This is a genomic window from Pseudomonas sp. GW821-FHT07G06, from assembly GCF_058986625.1.
The window spans coordinates 108856-128164 of the sequence record NZ_JBYSVW010000019.1 but is presented as its reverse complement, the minus strand read 5'-3'; the positions used below and the strand labels follow the sequence as shown (position 1 = coordinate 128164).

17 protein-coding genes are annotated in these 19309 nt (G+C 61.6%); 5 read left to right on the top strand and 12 right to left on the bottom strand.

Annotated elements, in window-relative coordinates; genetic code table 11:
* The first annotated feature begins 5 nt into the window (after positions 1-5).
* Together AC3WJW_RS25940 and AC3WJW_RS25935 are read left to right on the top strand one after the other, a co-directional pair.
* Positions 6-707, top strand: a complete 702-nt coding sequence (locus AC3WJW_RS25940) for a response regulator (protein ID WP_007970971.1) — start codon at positions 6-8, stop codon at positions 705-707.
* A 4-nt stretch (positions 708-711) separates the two neighbouring features.
* The gene (locus AC3WJW_RS25935; protein WP_493727955.1) at positions 712-2013 is read left to right on the top strand and encodes an ATP-binding protein; all 1302 of its coding nucleotides are present in this window, start codon (positions 712-714) and stop codon (positions 2011-2013) included.
* A 22-nt stretch (positions 2014-2035) separates the two neighbouring features.
* On the opposite strand, the gene AC3WJW_RS25930 is transcribed toward AC3WJW_RS25935, so the two are convergent.
* The 8 genes from AC3WJW_RS25930 to AC3WJW_RS25895 all read right to left on the bottom strand — a co-directional run bounded on the left by AC3WJW_RS25930 (position 2036) and on the right by AC3WJW_RS25895 (position 8479).
* Positions 2036-2797: an anti-sigma factor family protein gene (locus AC3WJW_RS25930; protein ID WP_493727954.1), complete on the bottom strand. Its 762-nt coding sequence runs from the start codon at positions 2795-2797 to the stop codon at positions 2036-2038.
* On the bottom strand, positions 2797-3279 hold the full coding sequence (locus tag AC3WJW_RS25925; protein ID WP_493727971.1) for an RNA polymerase sigma factor: 483 nt from the start codon (positions 3277-3279) through the stop codon (positions 2797-2799). The genes AC3WJW_RS25930 and AC3WJW_RS25925 overlap by 1 nt, the downstream gene beginning before the upstream one ends.
* 66 nt (positions 3280-3345) lie before the next feature.
* Complete coding sequence (locus tag AC3WJW_RS25920) at positions 3346-3888, bottom strand: tetratricopeptide repeat protein (RefSeq protein WP_493727953.1); 543 nt, start codon at positions 3886-3888, stop codon at positions 3346-3348.
* Positions 3889-4094: 206 nt separating this feature from the next.
* Positions 4095-5048 (bottom strand): D-2-hydroxyacid dehydrogenase family protein, encoded by a 954-nt coding sequence (locus AC3WJW_RS25915; RefSeq protein WP_493727952.1) that lies wholly within the window; start codon positions 5046-5048, stop codon positions 4095-4097.
* A gap of 13 nt (positions 5049-5061) precedes the next feature.
* Positions 5062-6087, bottom strand: coding sequence for an alpha/beta fold hydrolase (locus AC3WJW_RS25910; protein WP_493727951.1), 1026 nt, complete (start codon positions 6085-6087; stop codon positions 5062-5064).
* Positions 6088-6172: 85 nt separating this feature from the next.
* Positions 6173-6607 carry a YqaA family protein gene (locus AC3WJW_RS25905; protein ID WP_493727950.1) on the bottom strand — a complete coding sequence of 145 codons (435 nt, stop codon included), beginning with the start codon at positions 6605-6607 and terminating at the stop codon, positions 6173-6175.
* Entirely contained in the window at positions 6607-7053 is a 447-nt protein-coding gene (locus AC3WJW_RS25900; protein ID WP_085727060.1) for a DUF411 domain-containing protein, read from the bottom strand. Before AC3WJW_RS25900 ends, AC3WJW_RS25905 begins: the two co-directional genes overlap by 1 nt.
* A 430-nt stretch (positions 7054-7483) precedes the next feature.
* The gene (locus AC3WJW_RS25895) at positions 7484-8479 is read right to left on the bottom strand and encodes an aldo/keto reductase (RefSeq protein ID WP_493727949.1); all 996 of its coding nucleotides are present in this window, start codon (positions 8477-8479) and stop codon (positions 7484-7486) included.
* A gap of 117 nt (positions 8480-8596) precedes the next feature.
* Here AC3WJW_RS25895 and AC3WJW_RS25890 point away from each other — a divergent pair, with 117 nt between their 5' ends.
* On the top strand, positions 8597-9523 hold the full coding sequence (locus AC3WJW_RS25890; protein WP_493727948.1) for a LysR family transcriptional regulator: 927 nt from the start codon (positions 8597-8599) through the stop codon (positions 9521-9523).
* Positions 9524-9530: 7 nt separating this feature from the next.
* Here the strand turns inward: AC3WJW_RS25890 and AC3WJW_RS25885 are convergent, their stop codons facing one another.
* The gene (locus AC3WJW_RS25885; RefSeq protein WP_493727947.1) at positions 9531-9668 is read right to left on the bottom strand and encodes a hypothetical protein; all 138 of its coding nucleotides are present in this window, start codon (positions 9666-9668) and stop codon (positions 9531-9533) included.
* Positions 9669-9824: 156 nt separating this feature from the next.
* On the opposite strand from AC3WJW_RS25885, the gene AC3WJW_RS25880 reads away from it, so the two are divergent.
* Entirely contained in the window at positions 9825-10013 is a 189-nt protein-coding gene (locus AC3WJW_RS25880; protein ID WP_007970993.1) for a hypothetical protein, read from the top strand.
* An 8-nt stretch (positions 10014-10021) separates the two neighbouring features.
* Here the strand turns inward: AC3WJW_RS25880 and AC3WJW_RS25875 are convergent, their stop codons facing one another.
* Positions 10022-10393, bottom strand: coding sequence for a fe2+ zn2+ uptake regulation protein (locus AC3WJW_RS25875; protein WP_493727946.1), 372 nt, complete (start codon positions 10391-10393; stop codon positions 10022-10024).
* A gap of 249 nt (positions 10394-10642) precedes the next feature.
* Here AC3WJW_RS25875 and pvdQ point away from each other — a divergent pair, with 249 nt between their 5' ends.
* Entirely contained in the window at positions 10643-12991 is a 2349-nt protein-coding gene (gene pvdQ, locus AC3WJW_RS25870; protein WP_493727945.1) for a bifunctional acylase PvdQ, read from the top strand.
* Positions 12992-13047: 56 nt separating this feature from the next.
* On the opposite strand, the gene AC3WJW_RS25865 is transcribed toward pvdQ, so the two are convergent.
* A complete protein-coding gene (locus AC3WJW_RS25865; protein ID WP_493727944.1) occupies positions 13048-14049 on the bottom strand; it encodes a FecR family protein in 1002 nt (333 codons plus the stop codon).
* A 247-nt stretch (positions 14050-14296) separates the two neighbouring features.
* A complete protein-coding gene (locus AC3WJW_RS25860) occupies positions 14297-19099 on the bottom strand; it encodes a hypothetical protein (protein ID WP_493727943.1) in 4803 nt (1600 codons plus the stop codon).
* Positions 19100-19309: the final 210 nt, after the last annotated feature.

Sequence of the window (19309 nt, the reverse complement as noted above, 5' to 3'; positions counted from 1 at the left end):
ACCCCATGCCCAACATCCTCCTGGTCGAAGACGACACCGCCCTCGCCGAACTGATTGCCAGCTACCTGGAACGCAACGGTTATTCCGTCAGCGTGATCGGTCGCGGTGATCATGTGCGCGAACGTGCGCGGCTCAACCCGCCGGACCTGGTGATCCTCGACCTGATGCTGCCCGGCCTCGACGGCTTGCAAGTCTGTCGCCTGCTGCGCGCCGATTCGGCGACCTTGCCGATCCTGATGCTCACCGCCCGCGACGACAGCCACGACCAGGTGCTGGGCCTGGAAATGGGGGCCGACGACTACGTGACCAAACCTTGCGAGCCGCGGGTGCTGCTGGCGCGGGTGCGGACCCTGTTGCGTCGCAGCAGCCTCAGCGAGCCGCAGACCGCCAACGACCGCATTCTGATGGGCAACCTGTGCATCGACCTGTCCGAACGCACCGTGACCTGGCGCGAGCAATTGGTGGACTTGTCCAGCGGTGAGTACAACCTGCTGGTGGTGCTGGCCCGGCATGCCGGGGAGGTGCTTAGCCGCGACCAGATCCTGCAACGCCTGCGCGGCATCGAATTCAACGGCACCGACCGTTCGGTGGACGTGGCGATTTCCAAGTTGCGGCGCAAGTTCGACGACCACGCCGGCGAGGCGCGCAAGATCAAGACCGTGTGGGGCAAGGGCTATCTGTTCAGCCGTTCCGAGTGGGAATGCTGAGCCGATGTTCAGAATCCTCTTTCGTTTGTACCTGGTGACCATCGTCTCGTTCAGCGCGGCGATTTATCTGGTGCCGGACCTGGTGGTCAAGGTGTTCCACGAGCGCTTTGTCACCTACAACCTCGATTACTCCCGTGGCCTGCAAACGCTGATCGTCAAACAGTTTCACGCGGCCCCGGCCGAACAGTGGCCGGCCCTTGCGGCTGAAATGGACAAGGACTTCGAGCCACTGCACATCGTGCTCAGCGGTAACGACGACAGCAGCCTGACGCCTGAAGAGCAGCAGCGCTTGCAGCGGGGCGAGAACGTTGTGCGCGTGGGTAACTGGGGCTGGCGCACGCTGGCGGTTGCGCCGCTGAACGAGCGCACCGTGGTGCAAATGGTGGTGCCGCCGGACCCGCTGGACGTCAACCTGTTGTACTGGAGCATCAACGTACTGATCGGCGCGACCATGCTCGCGTGCCTGTTGCTGTGGCTGCGCCCGCACTGGCGTGACCTGGAGCGTCTCAAGGGCGCGGCCGAGCGCTTTGGCAAGGGCCACCTGGGCGAGCGCACGCAAATTTCCCCGAGCTCCAACATCGGCAGCCTGGCCAGCGTGTTCGACACCATGGCCGGCGACATCGAGAACCTGCTCAACCAGCAGCGCGACTTGCTCAATGCGGTGTCCCATGAGTTGCGCACGCCGCTGACGCGCCTGGATTTCGGCCTGGCGCTGGCGCTCTCCGACGACTTGCCGGCGGCCAGCCGCGAGCGCCTGCAAAGCCTGGTGGCGCACATCCGGGAACTCGATGAGCTTGTGCTTGAGTTGCTGTCCTACAGTCGCCTGCAAAACCCGGCGCGGCTACCGGAGCGGGTCGAAGTGTCGCTGGATGAGTTCATCGACAGCATCCTTGGCAGTGTCGACGAGGAGCTGGAGTCCCCGGAGATCGTCATCGACGTGCTGCTGCACGGCCAGCTCGAACGCTTCAGCCTCGACCCGCGCCTGACCGCCCGCGCCTTGCAAAACCTGCTGCGCAATGCCATGCGCTACTGCGAAAAGCGTATCCAGATCGGTGTGCAGGTCTGTGACGGCGGCTGTGAAATCTGGGTCGACGATGACGGTATCGGCATTCCGGATGACGAGCGCGAGCGGATTTTCGAACCCTTCTACCGTCTCGACCGCAGTCGAGACCGCGCAACGGGTGGTTTCGGACTGGGATTGGCCATCAGCCGCCGCGCCCTGGAAGCCCAAGGTGGCACGCTGACAGTGCAAGCCTCGCCGCTGGGCGGGGCGCGGTTTCGCTTGTGGTTGCAGACTTCGGCCTGACGCGCGGCCGGGATAACGCGGCTCAGGCACTCAGCCGACCACGTAAGACCTTGGCCATCTCTTCCAGATCCGTCATTGGCTGGCGCCCGATCAACATCCAGGCGTGTTCCATGTCCGCCCAATACACGATGTTCAGCTCGCGCCGCTGTTCCCGGGCGAAATGGCGGCTGCCGCTGTTGGAGCGGGTCACGCACAGCGCCATGGGGCCGTGCGCCGGATCGAGGTAGGTGATCTGGGCGATGGGGGCGCCGTCGTACTCGAGGATTTGCGCCCGCTTGAACTCGGCGCGGGGCAGGCTCAGTTTTGCCGGCGCGAGGTCGAGCCCCAGGCGCGCATCGATGGTCCGCAGTTGGGCCCGCTGAGAGGCTTCATCAGCGGGCAGGTGATCCAGGGTTTCCGGCACGTAGAGCGCCATGTAATCGGCCACCAGACCGCGCCAGCTGTGAGTCTGCTGACTCGCTCGCCAGCCGAGGAACAAACGGTCCGCCAGCACGCCACCAGCCAGCAGCCCGGCTGCGGCGGCCAGGAACCAGCGTCGGCTGAGCCCGGGGCGGGCGGGTGAAGGCAGCGTGGCGAGCATGGCTTGCAGGCGATCCACCGGTGCCTGCCGGGCCAGTTCATCGTAGGCGTCCTTGAACGGCAGGCTGCTGCGATCCAGCCATTGCAGGCGCAGGCCGAGCATCGGGTCGGCGCTGATGGCCGCGTCGATGCGCGAGCGCTGTTCGGCATCGAGTTGGTTGTCGAGATAAGCCACCAGTTGTTCGTCCGAGGGTTTCGCGTTCATCAATGTTCTCCTCGGCAAGGGTGGGGTACCGTGTGCAACGGTGGATATTCGGCCAGTTTCGCCCGGGCGGCGGCCAGGCGACTCATGACCGTGCCGATGGGCACTTGCAGCACGTCGGCGACTTCGCGGTAGGACAACCCTTCGACGTAGGCGAGAAATACCGTTTCACGCTGGGCCTCGGGCAATGCATCGACGCGGCGGATGACCTGTGCCGCCAACACGTGGGTCTGGGCCACGGACTCTCCATCGAACGACAAGACCTGGTCGGCATCCACCTGGCCCTGACCTTGCCGCACCCGCTGGGCACGGACTTCATTGAGCCAGATCGAATGCAGGATGCTCATCAGCCAGCGGTCCATGCGCGTCCCCGGCTCATATTGCCCGGCTCGCTCCAGCGCCCGCACGCAGGTGGCCTGCACCAGGTCATCGGCGATATGCCGTTGCCGGGACAACAGCAGGCCGTAGCGCCATAAACGCGCCAGATGCTGGTTCAGTTCCGTTCGTATTGCCTGATCGCTGGCGATGGCGACCTCCGTCCGCTCGGGTTGTCAGGTTTTCGATGATCCGTTGATGGCTTCGGCCAGGTCCTGGTACTCCTCGCACTGGGTATTGCCGCAGATGGATTTGATCTGCTGCAGTTGCTCCTGCGCAAGGTCCAGCCGGCCCTTGACCACATAGGCCTCGCCCAGGTATTCGCGGACTTGCGCGTATTGCGGGTCGAGTTTTACCGATTGCAGGTAATAACCGATGCCTTCGTCGGTGCGTCCCAGTTTACGCGTGGCGTAGCCGCGATAGTTCAGCGCTTTTGCGGTATTTGGCTGTTTCAGCGTGTCGAGCAGGGCCAGGGCCTCTTCATAACGTCCGTCCTTGGCCAGTTGATAGGCATAGTTGGTGCGGTCTTCGTCAGGCACCAGGTTGCTGGTCTGCTTGACGCACCGCTGCGATCGGGTATCGAGCACCTGTCCTTTCGGGCAGTTGGGTCTGGCGGGCGGCTCGTCATCGCCGCCACCGCCGTTGGCCAGGGCGAGGGAACCGGACAACGCAACGGTCAGCAACAACGGACTCATCAGAACTGCAAAACGACTATTCATGGGCTTTGCTCCACAGGTTCATGGGTTTCAGATCAGGTCGCGCCCGGCCAGGCGCAGTGCAAGGTTGATGTGATGAGAACACCGCAGCATGAACAATTATTCGTTGTGGGAGCGAGCCTGCTCGCGAAGGCGGAGTCTCAGGCAGCATTAATGTTGATTGACCAACCGCTTTCGCGAGCAGGCTCGCTCCCACATGGGGTTTTCGTTCAACCCAGCAGACGAATCGGAGCCCCTGCCGCCCAGGCCTGGATGTCCTCGATCATTTGCGAGAAAAACAGCCGGTAGTTCTGTTGGCTCACGTACCCGACATGGGGCGTGGCCAATACATTGTCCAGGGTCCGGAACGGATGGTGGACGGGCAGCGGCTCCTGCTCGAAGACGTCCAGGGCCGCACCGGCCAGGCGTTGCTTCTGCAACGCCTTGATCAGCGCCGCCTCATCGACAATCGGTCCGCGGGCGGTGTTTACCAGCAGTGCCGTGGGCTTCATCCAGCCCAGGGCTTGTGCGTCCACCAGGCCCCGACTGCGGTCGCTGAGCACCAGGTGCACCGACAGCACGTCGGCCTGTTCGAACAATTCCTGCTTGCTGACACGGGTCACACCGGCTTGCGCCGCACGTTCGGCGGTGAGGTTTTCGCTCCAGGCGATGACGCGCATGCCGAACACCTGGCCGAATTGCGCGACGCGCTGGCCGATGCTGCCAAGGCCGAGGATCGCCAACGTCTTGCCGTGCAGGTCGCCGCCCAGGCCTTGTTGCCACTGGCCGGCACGCAAGGCATTGGCTTCGGCCACCAGGTTGCGGGTGGCGGCCATGATCAGCGCCCAGGTCAGCTCCGGCGCGGCGTGTTTGTAGCTGTCGGTGCCGCTGACCTGGATGCCCAGCGCGGCGGCAGCTTTCAGGTCCAGGGCGGCGTTGCGCATGCCGCCGGTCACCAGCAGTTTGAGCCTGGGCAGGCGGCGCAGCAGCTCTTCGTCGAAGCGCGTGCGCTCGCGCATGACGCAGATCACCTCGAACCCGGCCAGGCGCTCGGCCAGCGTCTGGTTGTCGGCGGGGTAGTCATGGAGAAAACTCACCTGGCCGACGCTGTCCAGCGCCGACCAGTCCACCACGTCCCGCGCCACATCCTGCCAATCATCAAGCACTGCAATCTGCACAGGCATCAGCCTTTCCTCTTCAACGCACGGGGTTGGTCTTGTTCAGCCAGGCGAGCAGGGCCTGGTGAAATTGTGCCGGTTCTTCCATCTGTGGCGCGTGGCCCATGCCAGGGAATTCGACCAGCGTGGACCGGGGAATCAACTTCGCCACGTGTTTGCCGAGGACGTCGTAGTGCCCGATCTTCGCCTTGACCTCGGGCGGGGCGATGTCACTGCCGATGGCGGTGGTATCGGAGGTCCCGATCAACAGCAGGGTCGGCATCTTCAGGTTCTGGAATTCGTAGTACACCGGTTGAGTGAAGATCATGTCGTAGATCAGCGCCGAGTTCCACGCGACTTGCGTATGCCCCGGGCCTTTGTTCAGGCCGGCGAGCATATCGACCCAGCGCTCGAATTCCGGCTTCCAGCGGCCGCCGTAGTAGGTGCTGCGTTCATAGTTGCGGATACCGTCGGCGCTGAGCTTGAGTTCGCGTTCATACCATTGGTCTACCGTGCGATAGGGCACGCCGAGGGCTTTCCAGTCTTCCAGGCCGATGGGGTTGACCAGTGCCAGTTGCTCGACCTGTTCGGGGTATTGCAAGGCATAGCGAGTGGCGAGCATGCCGCCGGTGGAGTGTCCCAGCAGGGTGGCTTTCTGAATGCCCAACGCCTTGAGCAATTGCTGGGTGTTCGTCGCCAGTTGCTGGAACGTGTACTGATAGTGCGCCGGTTTGCTGGAGCTGCAGAAGCCGATCTGATCCGGGGCGATGACCCGATAGCCGGCGTCGCTGAGGGCTTTGATCGAGCTGTCCCAGGTGGCGCCGCAGAAATTCTTGCCATGCATCAGCACCACGCTGCGGCCATTGGCCTTGCCGTGGGCGGCGACGTCCATATAGCCCATTTGCAGGGACTGGCCCTGGGATTCAAAGGCGAAGTGCTTGAGCGTGTAGGGATAGTCGAAACCTTGCAGCTCAGGGCCGTATTCAGGTGCTTCGGCGTGGGCGATAGCGGGCAGGGCGGCGGTCAACAACAGGCCGGGCAACCAGCGGGGGAAGGGGCGCGACATGGGAGAGCTCCAAAGAAAATCCGCCGATGCTGGATCGGCTCGATTAGGGCGGCATTAAACACAGGCAATTGCCGCCTTCGATGGTTCAACCCATCCAGCCCAGCGTCGCCACGGCCAACGCGCCGTAACGGGCGCCTTTGGCCAGGGTGACGATCAGCAGGAAGCGCCCCAATGGCTCGCGCATGACGCCGGCGACCAGTGTCAGCGGATCACCGATCACCGGTAGCCAACTGAGCAGCAATGACCAGTGGCCGTAGCGCTGGTAATGCAGCCGGGCTTTTTCCAGGTGCCCGGGGCTTACCGGAAACCAGCGCCGGTCGCGGAACCGTTCGATCCCGCGCCCCAGCCACCAGTTGAGCAGCGACCCCAGCACGTTGCCGAGCGTCGCCACCGCCAGCAGTGCCCAGAGCCAGTAGCGATCGCTGAGCAGCAGGCCCACCAGCACGGCTTCGGATTGCAACGGCAGCAGCGTGGCGGCACCGAATGCCGCAAAAAACAGCCCGAGGTACGCGCCTGGCATCAATGGGCGGGGTAGTCCGCGACCACCAGGTCAGTGCCGTCCTTTTTCAGGCCGATGACCTGATAGGCATCGCTCATGCCGTCCATTTCCATGCCGGGCGAGCCCATGGGCATGCCGGGCGCCGCGACGCCCAACAGATCGTCGCGCTTGCTCAAGGCCAGGACCTGGTCGGCCGGGACGTGACCTTCGACGAACTTGCCGTTGATCAGCGCGGTGTGGCACGACGCCAGGCGTGGCGGCACGCCGTGCTGTTGCTTGAACTCGCTCATGTTGGCTTCGACGTGGTCTTCGACCTTGAAACCATTGGCTTCAAGATGGCTGATCCATTTTTTGCAGCAACCACAATTGGCGTCGCGATGAACCTCGATCGGAATGAGGTCGGCGGCCTGGGCCAGGGAGGACATGAACAGGGCGCTCAGGGCGATCAGACGCAGAGGGTTTCGCATGGGATTCGTCTCGGCTAACGGGCAAAAAAACGCATTCTGACCCTTTTTTCCGGTCAGGCATTCAAGGAGTGTTTCGAAGTACTACAAAGATCGGCTGCTCGATAATGGTAGATCAGTGCTGTCAGGCAGATGAGGGGGACATTACAAAGTCGTCAGGTTGAAATGCTGCAGGCGCGTGGTTGCTCGCGATGGAGGTCAACGATGATGCGGGGAGCCTGACACCCCGCGGTGCTCTCAGGTTTTTCGCGAGCAGGCTCGCTCCTACAGGGCCCGCCGCGCTCGACCTCGTTGTTTGGTGGTGCAGGCGTTCCCCCTGTAGGAGCTGCCGAAGGCTGCGATCTTTTGATCTTGATCTTCAGCAATCTCCAGATCGCAAAAGCAAGATCAAAGGATCGCAGCCTTCGGCAGCTCCTACAGATATTTCGTTATCTCAGCGGTCGAGCAGTTTCATCACTTCCTCCGGATAACGCAGGCCTGCAGTGGCATTCGCCGCAAAGACCGACTCCAGCGCCTGCAGTTCATCGGCGTTCAGTCTCACCTGCAGAGCGGCCACGTTTTCTTCCAGGTATTTGCGTTGCTTGGTGCCCGGAATCGGAATCAGGTAGTCACCCTGGGCCAGCACCCACGCCAGCGCCAGTTGGCCCGCCGTCACGCCTTTCTCTGCCGCGAGCGCCTGGACTTGCTGCACCAGCAGCAGGTTTTTCGCAAAATTTTCGCCCTGGAAACGCGGGCTGAAACGCCGATAATCGTCTGCCGCGAAATCATCCGGGCTTTTCAATGCGCCGGTCAGAAAGCCTCGGCCCAGCGGGCTGTAAGGCACAAAGGCGACGCCCAGGCGCCGGCAGGCCGCCAGGCAACCGTTTTCTTCCTGATCACGGCTCCACAACGAGTACTCACTCTGCAACGCACTGATCGGATGAACCTTGTGCGCCCGCTCCAGGGTCGCCACCGAGGCCTCGCTCAACCCCAGGTATCGGACTTTGCCGGCACTGACCAGTTCGGCCATGGCACCGACGGTTTCTTCGATGGCCACCTGCGGGTCGATACGGTGCTGGTAATACAGGTCTAGGGTGTCCACGCCCAGGCGTTTCAAGCTGCCGTCGATGGACTGGCGAATGTATTCCGGCCGACCGTTGACGCCCCGGGCACCGGGGTTCGCCGGGTCGCGGACGATACCGAACTTGCTGGCCAGGAACACCTGGTCGCGCTTGCCGGCGATGGCCTTGCCGATCAGCTCTTCATTGCTGTGCGGGCCGTACATATCGGCGGTATCGAGCAGGTTGACACCCAGTTCCAGCGCGCGATGCAGGGTCGCCGTGGCTTCGCGGGTATCCGTGCCGGTGGTGTAGAAGTCGGTCATGCCCATGCAGCCAAGGCCGATGGCCGACACCTGCGGACCGTTTTTTCCCAATTGACGTGTGTGCATGAAATCAGCTCCCTGTGAGGTGAGTGGCCATTGTTCGCCTCGACAGAAACAAGATAAACCGGCTAAAACGGCTATCACTATTCGTAAAATCTAAATAATCCGTCGGTGGAACCAGCAATGGACCGTTTCAACGCCATGCGCGTCTTTACCCGAATCGTCGAGCTGGGTGGCTTTGCCAAGGCCGCCGACAGCCTGCAACTGCCCCGGGCCTCGGTGACCATTGTGATCAAGCAACTGGAGGCGCATCTGGGGGTGCAACTGCTGCAACGCACCACACGGCAGATCAGCCTGACGCTCGACGGTGCGGCCTATTACCCGCGTTGCGTGCGCTTGCTGGCGGATCTGGATGAGACCGAAGCGGTGTTCAGTGCCGCACGCCACAATCCCAAGGGGCTGTTGCGCGTGGACATGCCGGCGGGCGTGGGGCGTCTGGTGGTGATTCCGGCGCTGCCGCAGTTCACCGCCCGCTATCCGTTGATCGAACTGGAAATCGGCTTGAATGACCGGCCGGTCGACCTGATTCGCGAAGGGGTCGATTGTGTGTTGCGCGGAGGCTCGCCGCTGGACGATTCGCTGGTGGCGCGGCCGCTGGTGATGATGGATCAGGTGACCTGTGCCAGCCCCGACTATCTGCAGCGGCACGGAACGCCCCAGGCCCTGGATGACCTGCGCGGGCATCAGGTGGTCGAGTACTTCTCCAGCAGCAGCGGCAAACGCTATGGGCTGGAGTTTGTCGTGGATGGCCAGGTGCAATTGGTCGACCTGCCCAAGCAGGTGGCGGTCAACAGTGCCGATGGTTATCTGGCGGCGTGCGAGGCCGGTTATGGACTGGTGCAGACGCCGTACTATCACGTGGCCCGGCAACTGCAGGAGGGGCGTTTGTGTGAGGTGCTGAGGGAAGTGCCGCCACCGGGCATGCCGATGACGGCGCTTTATCCGCCGCACCGCCAGTTATCCCGGCGGGTGCGCGTGTTTGTCGACTGGCTGGTGGAACTCTGTGCCCAGCCTGGCAATGACTTTTACAGGAAGGATTCAGGGCGTTGAACAGCGGTTAACGATGTGGGTAGTAACCCGGTGCGCCATGGTCGTAGTAGTGATCGTGATGCCAGCCCCCATGGGGGAAAACAACGCAACCGCTCAGGGTCAGGATGGCCAGCAGGGGAATCAGCAATGTGATTCGACGCAACATTTGAAAGTCCTCATGGTTATCGCCGCAATGAAGCTAAAACTCTTCATCGGCTGTAACATGTGACCCCGCTTGTGGCCGCTTATCCCGGAAACAGGGTAAGTGCCTGGCAAGCGTCTTGATACAAACCGGATACATTTTCAGATTCAGGAACCTGCAATGACACAGTCGCAACGTTTGAAATACTCGATTCTGATCTCCCTGGTGGTGCTGGGGATCATGTTTGGCCTTTCCTGGTTGCAGAACACCGGCGTCATCAGCGAAAAAATGTTCCAGTACATCGCCATTGGCGTGGCGGTGATTGTGGTAGTCATCAATGGCGTGATGCGCCGCAAGGTCAAGCCCTGATCATTCGCTCACTGGTTGCGCAGGATGGCGGCAGCCTGTGGATGCAGGCTGTAGCTTTTATCGGGGTTTAGGACAATCACGCCTTCACTGCACAAGCGCTTGAGCACTTCGCGCACGCTGAGAAAGGACAGGGGAATGTCCAGGTCCAGCAATTGGCTGTGCACGCCACGCACGCCAAGACTGCGGTCGTTTTCGGCGGCCGTCAGCAGGGCATCGATGACTTTCAGGCGGATCAGGCTGGTCCGCAGGCCATAGCTCTTGAGCAGGATCCGGATCCGCTCGTTACCGTGGCGATCGGTACGCGGCTCGAATACGCCGACTCCCATGGAAGTACCCTTTGGCGCGTTGCTACCGTCCGTTGGCAGTTGCGAGTTGTACATTGCAAAACTCCTTTTCAGAGCCTGATCAGGAAAAATTGGGCGCTCTTATAAGACTAGACGTATGAGCTGCCCAAATCATGAAGGCTCGAATGTAGAAATTTTGTCGACGTCGTGTGATCAGCCTGTCAGTTCGCACGCCAATGTGCGGCAAAACCCTAAATTATTGATCTGAGCTTCGTCCCTACAGGGAGGCACTGCGCGCGTGGGTGCGCGCAACAGCGGCCATCGTTTTTTCGATCAGGAGCGAGCGTGATTATTTCCAGCCAGTTAACCAGGTTGAGCCTGGCGGGTGTGACTCTGGGGTTGAGCGTGGGGCTGAGCCTTGCGGCGAGCGCAAGCGATACGTCTGCGCCAACCAGCGCGGACATCCGCCGGACCAGTTTCGGCGTGCCGCACATCCGCGCCGACAACGAGCGCGGGCTGGGCTACGGCATCGGCTATGCCTACGCCCAGGACAACCTGTGCCTGCTGGCGAACGAGATCACGACGGTGAACGGCGAGCGTTCGCGCTATTTCGGACCGGATCAGTTCACCGTCGAGGCGCGTGAGAACCTGGTCAGCGATCTGTTCTTCACCTGGCTCAACACCCCGCAAGCCGTCGCCGGTTTCTGGCAGGCCCAGACTCCGCCGGTGCGTGAGTTGATTGAAGGCTATGTGGCAGGGTTCAACCGTTCCCTGAGCGAACGTCGCGCCCAAGGTCTGCCGCAACAGTGCCAGGGCGATTGGGTGCGGGACATCACAGCAATGGATCTGGTCAAGCTGACCCGGCGCCTGTTGGTCGAAGGGGGTGTCGGCCAGTTCGCCGAAGCCCTGGCCGGTGCCACGCCGCCCCAAGCCGTGGCCAGGGCGTCGAACGCCCAGGCAGCGTTCCAGGTGGCCGCCAGGCGCATGCAACGGTTTGCCCTGGACCGCGGCAGCAACGCGGTCGCGATCGGCAGCGAACGTTCCTTTAACGGACGCGGCATGTTGCTGGCCAATCCGCACTTCCCGTGGGTGGGCGGCATGCGTTTTTATCAGATGCACCTGACCATTCCCGGCAAACTGGACGTGATGGGCGCGGCGTTGCCCGGCCTGCCGCTGATCAACATCGGTTTCAATCAACATCTGGCCTGGACCCACACCGTGGATTCGTCCAGGCATTTCACGCTGTATCGCCTGCAACTCGATCCCAAGGATTCGACCCGTTACCTGCTCGACGGCCAGTCCTTGCCGATGGACAAGCAGACCGTGACCGTCAACGTCAGGCAGGCGGACGGGCAGGTCCAGGCGATTTCCCGCGTGGTCTACAGCTCGAAGTTCGGTCCGGTGGTGCAATGGCCAGGAAAACTGGATTGGGATCATCAGTACGCCTTCAGCCTGCGCGACGCCAACCTGGATAACGATCGCGTCCTGCAGCAGTGGTACGCGATGAACCGCGCCGAAAACCTCAAGGATTTCCAGGCCTCGGTGCACAGGATCCAGGGCATTCCGTGGGTCAACACCCTGGCGGCGGACGATCAGGGGCAGACGCTGTACATGAACCTCTCGGTGGTGCCCAACGTCAGCGTCGACAAGCTGGCGCAATGCAGCGATCCGCGGATCGGCCTGCAGATGATCATTCTTGACGGTTCCAACAGTGCCTGTGCCTGGGACATCGACCCGCAGGCGCCACAACAGGGTATCTATGCGGCGGACAAGTTGCCGCAGCTGCTGCGCAAGGATTTTGTCCAGCATTCCAACGATTCGGCGTGGATGGCCAATCCGGCGCAACCGCTGACCGGCTATTCGCCGCTGATCAGCCAGGATGGCCAGCCATTGGGGCTACGCTCGCGCTTTGCCCTGGACCGTTTGAGCACGCTGACCGGGGCCGGCAAGGTCGCGGTGGCGGACTTGCAGCACATGGTCATGGATGATCAGGTCTATCAGGCGGCTCAAGTGATGCCGGACCTGCTGCAATTCTGTGGGGCGGATCTCGGTGCCGATGCCAAAACCCTCGCGCCACTGTGCGCCAGCCTCAAGGCCTGGGACCGCAAGGCCAACCTGGGCAGCGGTCTGGGCTTTGTGCACTTCCAGAATGTCATGGAGGCATTGGAGCCGGTACCGGACGTATGGCGCGTGGCGTTCGATCCGCAGGACCCGCAGCATACCCCGAGTGGACTCGCCGTCGATCACCCGCCAGTGGCCAAGGCGCTACGCACAGCGATGCTGACTTCGGCTGAGCTGGTCAAGGCGTCAGGCCTCAAACCGGACACTCGCTGGGGCGACATCCAGGTGGTCAGCAGTGGCGGGCAACAGACGCCGATCCATGGCGGGCCGGGTACGCTGGGGGTCTACAACGCGATCCAGAGCGTGCCGCGCAGCGACGGCAAGCGCGAGGTGGTCAGTGGCACAAGTTACCTGCAAGTGGTGACCTTCGACGAAAACGGACCACAAGCCAAGGGGCTGCTGGCGTTCTCGTTGTCGAGTGACCCTGCTTCGAAATTTTCACGGGATCAGACGCAGGCCTTTTCGCAGAAGCAATGGAGCGTGCTGCCGTTCACCGAGCAGCAGATCACGTCCGATCCGCAGTATCAGGTACAGACGATCCGCCAGGAGGATGCCAAGGTCGCCGCGCATTGAGGTAGTGGGTTTTTCTGAAACGCTGAAGGCCGCTCCCCGCAAGGGTGGCGGCCTTTTCAGCTTTTCGGGGTCTTTTGCGGGATCGCGTTGACCACCAGATTGCCGTTGTCATTGCGGGTCAGGTAGACCGGAAGGACCCGCGGCAGGGACTTCACCAGGCCGTTGATCTCTTTGATGTTGTAGATGCCACCGATATGGATCGAACCGGTGCTGTTGTCGGCGACCATCAACGGTTTGTCCAGGTAGCGATTGATCAATGGCAGTGCATCGTTCAGTGCCAGATCGTCGAGCACCAGCTTGCCCTGGCGCCAGGCCAGCGAACTGTCATTGTCATAGGTCTGGCTGATGCGGGGAGTGAAGTCGCCGCGGCGATAACTGGCCTGCATCGCCGGGTCGAGGCGCAAACCGTCTCCGGTCAGGTTGTCATTGCTGCTGACCAGTACCGAACCCTCGATCAGATTGACCTTGACCTGGTCTTCATACATCCAGACGTTGAATTGGGTGCCGGTCACGCGAATCCGGCCTTCGGCGGCCTTGACCACAAACGGGTGACGGGTGTCATGGCTGACCCTGAAGAACGCTTCGCCTTTTTCCAGCGTGACCTGCCGCTGATCCTTGTAGTTGCTGTACGTCAGCTCGCTGCCCAGGTTCAGTTCCACCTGGCTGCCATCTTTCAGGGTGACCGTACGAACATTGTCCGTGGTTTCGAAATGCTGGTACGCATTCGGTACCCAACCCAGGTGCCAGCCGCCATAACCGGCCAAAGGCAGTGCCAGGGCACAGACTGCCGCGGCAATGGCCAGGCGGCGCCACGGGGCTTCGGGTTGGGGGCGAACCAGCGGCTGGACGGGCGCGGGGCGGGGCAGGTCGCCGGCGACATCCCATATTTCCAGCATCGCTTCGTACTCGAAGGCATGGAGCGGATGCGCATTACGCCATTGTTCGAACGCGTGGCGCTCCTGCTCTGTGCAGTCATTGGCGTGCAGACGCATGCACCAATGCGCAGCGGCATCGGTGATAGCGTCGTAGTCGGCTTCCGAGAGCGTGTGTTCGGTCATTGGCTCATCCTGATTTCGTGCATTCTAACCTTGGGGGCTGTCTGCGAGAACATCAGTCATGGCATTTAACTATCAATGTGTAACTTTTTTTCAACGCTTTGCCTCTGGATAGCTTGTTGTCGGCTTGCAGTATCCATAGGGCGCGTGAAAAAAAGATCAAAAAAATCATCACAATGCCATCGCGGCCGATGTGCTGCGCAGATCCGGGGATCTGCGCTTTGTGATGTCAGGATCAGGTTCCGGAGGCTTATGTGACGGGCACCGGGTCCAGTTGCCGGCCCATTTCGCAGATCAGGAACGCGAGCGAATCGGCATTGTGCAAAATGACGTCTGTCCTGAAGTTCGCATTTTGCCCGTCCAGGAATGCATCCCTTGCCCTCTCCATGGTCCTGCTGCCCGTTAACCTCAGAATGGCCTTTCCGATGTGGTAGGCCTCCGGGATCGAATCCAGGCTGATCCACGATTGCAGGCTGCTGTTCCAACGTGCGAACAGTTCCTCCTTCGGCGTGTCCAGCGACAAGGCTTCTCGCTGGAAGTCCAGTTGGGTCTGTTTCATGGCGGCACCGTAGGCCGTGATCGGTGCTACCAGATCGCTGAAGGGGCGCCGGGCTTCAAGGGATGCAATGTCCACGGCTGCGGAAAACAGGTGAGCGAACTCGTGAATCAGCGTGGCGGCCTGGCTGTGGCCGTCGACGTTGAAGGGCTCAGACAGACAGGATTTGTACCAGTCGAGCTGTTGATCGAAGAACCTTTCGGTGAAATGCACGTGGCGCTTGAGATCCTTGTCCAGGACAAACGCGATGAGGTTGTCCTGCGGGTCCCGGTTTGAACCCACGATAAAACGATGGGAGTTCATCCAGTCTTCATCGGGGTCGACCAGCGCGTTGCAGATGGGGAGGATGGCGTCCTTGATCTTGTCGAGCAGCGCTGCGTTGACCTGGCCGACACCAAAGAAGCCTTTGAGGAAGGTGTCCAGCCGGGTGCCGGGGACGAATCTGCGCAGTTGCGCCATGTTGTGCAAACTGTTGAACGCGTAATAGCGCGCCATGTCGATGGCCTGCACGATCATTCGGGCTTTCTCGGGATGTCTGGCGCGAATGTCTTCCATCCCCCGGGCCTCGATGTTCAGCACGTCCCTGGCGACATGGGCATGGGCCAACTGATTGTGCATTTTCGACATGGCCTTGCCAAAGTGCACCGTGTGGATGTCCGGGTCGATCACCAGTCGCTTGTCTGGCGCAGTCAGCAGTACGGGGCCTTGTTCCTGGTTCTTGATCATTCGCCAGGCCGGCCCGGTCTTGTCTACGCCGTACACCTTGCCGGCGATGGGGGCGTAGGTTTTTTTGCTCGTCGCATCGAGGTAGGTGCCGTCAGCGTTGTTTTTCGTCAGGTTCTTGAGTTCGACCGTGGTTTCGAAAGGTTGCAGCCGTGTGCGAAGCGGTGCCGTCGAGTCGATCTCGGACCACTTTGCTGCGATGGCTGGTGTGGCAACCGGTGCGGCAAGGGTTTCCTGGGTTGCCTGGGCCGTGTCGGTCCATCCATCGAGCGACAGCCTGCCCAATGAGATGAGTTGCGCCGCTCCGGATATAAAGTCCTCCAGCGCAACTTTCCAGTGATGATCCTGCAGGGCTTCTGCGGAGTTGAGGGCGTCCTTGTAGGCGTTCCAGAGAAACTGCACATAAGCGAGTTTGCCCGGCAACAGGCCGAGGATGCGCTGGATGCCGGCGCCGAACAGGTGTTTGACCGCTTCCCAGTCCGTTTGGCTTGCGGCGTGTGACTGGCTGCCAAGCATCTGCGACAGCAGTCGGGTGTTGTCGTGGTACAGCTGGGTGAGCAAATTGCCGTCGATGGGGCTGGACCCGAGGGTGATCTCACTCAATTGCCCAACGGTCGAGCTGAACAGGTTGCGGAAGGCGGACTGCTCGCTGTCCGGCAGGCGTCGTAGCAACATGTCCTGCAAGGGCCCCGGGGTGTTCAGCGCCGAGACAAGGCTGGCCTCAGTGTCGAACTCGATAAAAGGCGAGCCGCCAGGGTGGTAAGGGGCATAGAGGATCTGCGGCCCGGCCTTTGCGTTGCCGGGGCTCACCAGGTACAGGCCCAACGCTTTGACGGCGGCGGCGCCGGTGGTCTTGATCAGCTCCAGTGGCCGGGCAATCGCGTGTGCTCCCTGCACGGCTGCCCGGGCGGTGGCGTCCGGCATGTCGAGCACCTGTCGCAGCAAATCGAACGCGCTGCCGGACAGCCTTTGCAACAGCTTCAGTTGGTGGGCGTGTTGCAGCAGTTGCCAGGGCAGTTGTTTGACGAAGCGCTGCATCCGGCTTTCGGCGTCGGCCGTTGCACCGGACAACGTCTGCGTTACCTGTGCGGCGTAGCTTTGCACAACGTTCAATGACTGCAGCAGTTGACGGACCGCCGTCTGGTCCAGCCCCTCGGGCAGCGCCTGGGTGGTTGTCGAGGAAACCTGGAATCCGGAGCCTTGCGCGACATTGACATGGTTCAGGGCGAGCTCGGTAAGGCTCCGTGCGGGACCGGTCAGGTTGAGGTCGGGGATGATTTGAATATCGTCGGGGTCCAGCGCAATAGCAGGGAAGCGGTTGCCGAGCAACGTCGTCAGCCGTCCATGCACATACGACCTGAGGGGGGTGATCCCGTGCAAGTAGTCTTTGTCCTCCTCGACGCTGTTGCGGTATTGCTCCAGCAGTTCAACGTGCAGCCGCTGGTCTTCAAACGGGGCCATTCCAAGCCATGTGGGCAGTGACTGTTGCAGGGTGATCGCCCGGGCGATCGAGGTGGCTCTGCGCAAATGGGTGTTGATCCCGGTCGTGGTCAGCGCTTTCAGGGCCTTTTTCCGCTTCGTGCCGTTCAGGTCCAGGCTGCGCGCGTGTTCGCAGCGAGCCAGAAAGTGATCGATGGATGAGCGTGCGACCTGCTCCAGTACTGACCCTTCAATCAGCCGCAGCGCGCCCAGCGAGTAGCGTTGGTGGAAGACGCGTTGGTTCGGAGTGAGGTTTTCCAGTAGCGCCATGCGTTGTTGCGGGTCGAGCAGGCGCTGGTTCAGTTCCTGCCTGGCACGGCTGATGTTGTCAAACACCTCCAGCCCCTCGGCGGGCGTCCACAGGATCGTCCGTCCGGAATGCGACGGGTCGAGTCCACCGCGCTCGGTCAGGAGCAGGCAATGGGCGAGCGGCAGGACATCCCGCAGACCGGAGCACTCAAGGGTCAGTGAATAGGCGTCGGGCCGGAACCCCTTCAAGGAGCGACGGTTATGTCTATCGGCCTGATCCGGGTTGAACACCGTATCGACGATGGCCCGGTCCGCCTCCGCCCATGTCGCGCCGAGTGTGCGCAGGCTTGCCTCGCCGCGGATGCCGACGGAAAGCGCATGGGCCAGGCGCGGCTGCAGGTTTTCCAGGTAGACCCGCTGCAACGCCAGTGAAGCGATCGGTTGTGCGGCGACGTCGGCGTTGATCAGCGTTTCGATGTCGCTGAAGCTCTTGACGAACGCTGCCGCCGTATCGGCCAGCACCATGGACGGATGCTGGTCGCCGGACAACACCGGCCGCGTGCTCCAGCGTCCATCGGACGCCAGCGTCAACAGCCGCTCGTTGATCATCGAACGGATATCCAGTGCCTTGTCGAACAGGGCGCGGATGTCCACGGCGCCGTCACTGTGGCGGAACACCTGCAGGCTGTATTCCGTGTTCTGCAGTTGCTTGGTGACGATGGCGTCGAAGAGCTTGCTGAAGATCGCACCGGAGATCGCTTCCCCGGTCACATTCGGCCGGTCAAAACCAATGAATCGCTGGCGTTCGTCCAGGCTCAGCAGGCCATAGAGTTCGTCCTCGTGACCGGCCGCGCCGAACTTGCTCCGCACGGTATCGCGCAAGTCCCGATAGTCCTTGAGCACCTGCAAACCTTCGGTGGGCGTGTAGAGAAACGCATGACTGGCGCTGACCATCAGTGAGCCGGCCAGTTCGACGTAATTGGCCTGGTACTCCCACAGGCGCACGGTTTCGACCGTCATCGAGGTGTTCGTCCGGCTGGCCGTCGAGATCAACGCGTGCAGGTCCTGGCTTTGCTCCGGGGTGATGATCCCGGCTTCGCGCTTGAGCAGCAGTTGCACGCGCGCCTGATCGGCGATGGCCCGGCCGAAGAGTGCGCGACGCGAGGCGCCATTGGCGCTCGCCGCGTCCCAATAGTGTTCGAGCTGCCCGATCAGCAGGCTGACCAGTTTGCGCGAGACTGTCGTGACCGCCGTTTCCCAGTGCTCCTGGTCAGCGTTGGCCGGGGGCTTTTTCGGGTGGGAAAATTCATGGGTCTGCCCGGAGGGCCAACGCTGATGGCGATAGTGCAGAAGCACGGCGTCGCTCAGCGACAGGGAATTGACCCAAGGTCGCGTCGGACGACTTGCGTCCGCTGCCAGATAGAAATTCACCCGGGTCTGGCTCTGATCCACGCCGGGAAAAGACGCCGTCAGTTGTTCAGCCAGCAATGCGTCGAGCAGCGATGTCAGGGACGGGAGCGCCTTGAGTTCATCGAGCAGGGCCTGGTCGTTGAGTTGCTGATGGTGGGCGAGGGTGGTGCGTTGGTCCTCGAAGACGTCACCTTCAATGGTTTGAAACTCCAGCCCGATATGGTCGGCAGCCACCACGGCCTTGCGATGTGACAGCGCCATGAAGGCCAGCAGTTCATCGTCTTCGTTGACGGCTCTGAGTCGTGCCGCCAGATGTTCGGTCAGGGCCGAGCGGCTGGTGAACTTCTGTATACCGGCATACGGGGTGTAGAGAATCACGCCGTTGTCATCCGGCGTCGCGGTCAGCAAAAAACTGCCGGCCAGCGCCACGGGTTCCTGGCCAGGGATTTTCAGCAGGATTTTTTTTGCCAGCATGGGCGGCGTCTGCTCATCGCGCAGGGCCTGGCTGGCCAGTTCGATATGGCGGAACCATTCGAAATCCTTTTGCGCCAGCCCGTGGGTTTGGCCCAGTTCTCGCCAGAGGCCGGGCATCGTCAGTGCTTCGGGGAAAAACAGCGGAGTCACGGGTGTAGACATCGTCGAGTCTCGTTCAAGGTGCCACTCAAGGGCGCCTGTGGGTTGAGCATCGAGACTAAAAGCCGGTGCGTTGACGCAGGTGGTAAATAGATAACGCACGGGACCTGGGCATTGGTGACACGGATATACCGCGTCGCCCCTGAGCGAAAGGTTGACAGGTCACTCGCCGCGCGTTGTTAATCGGCGGGTCTTTGTACGCTGTTGTTCCCT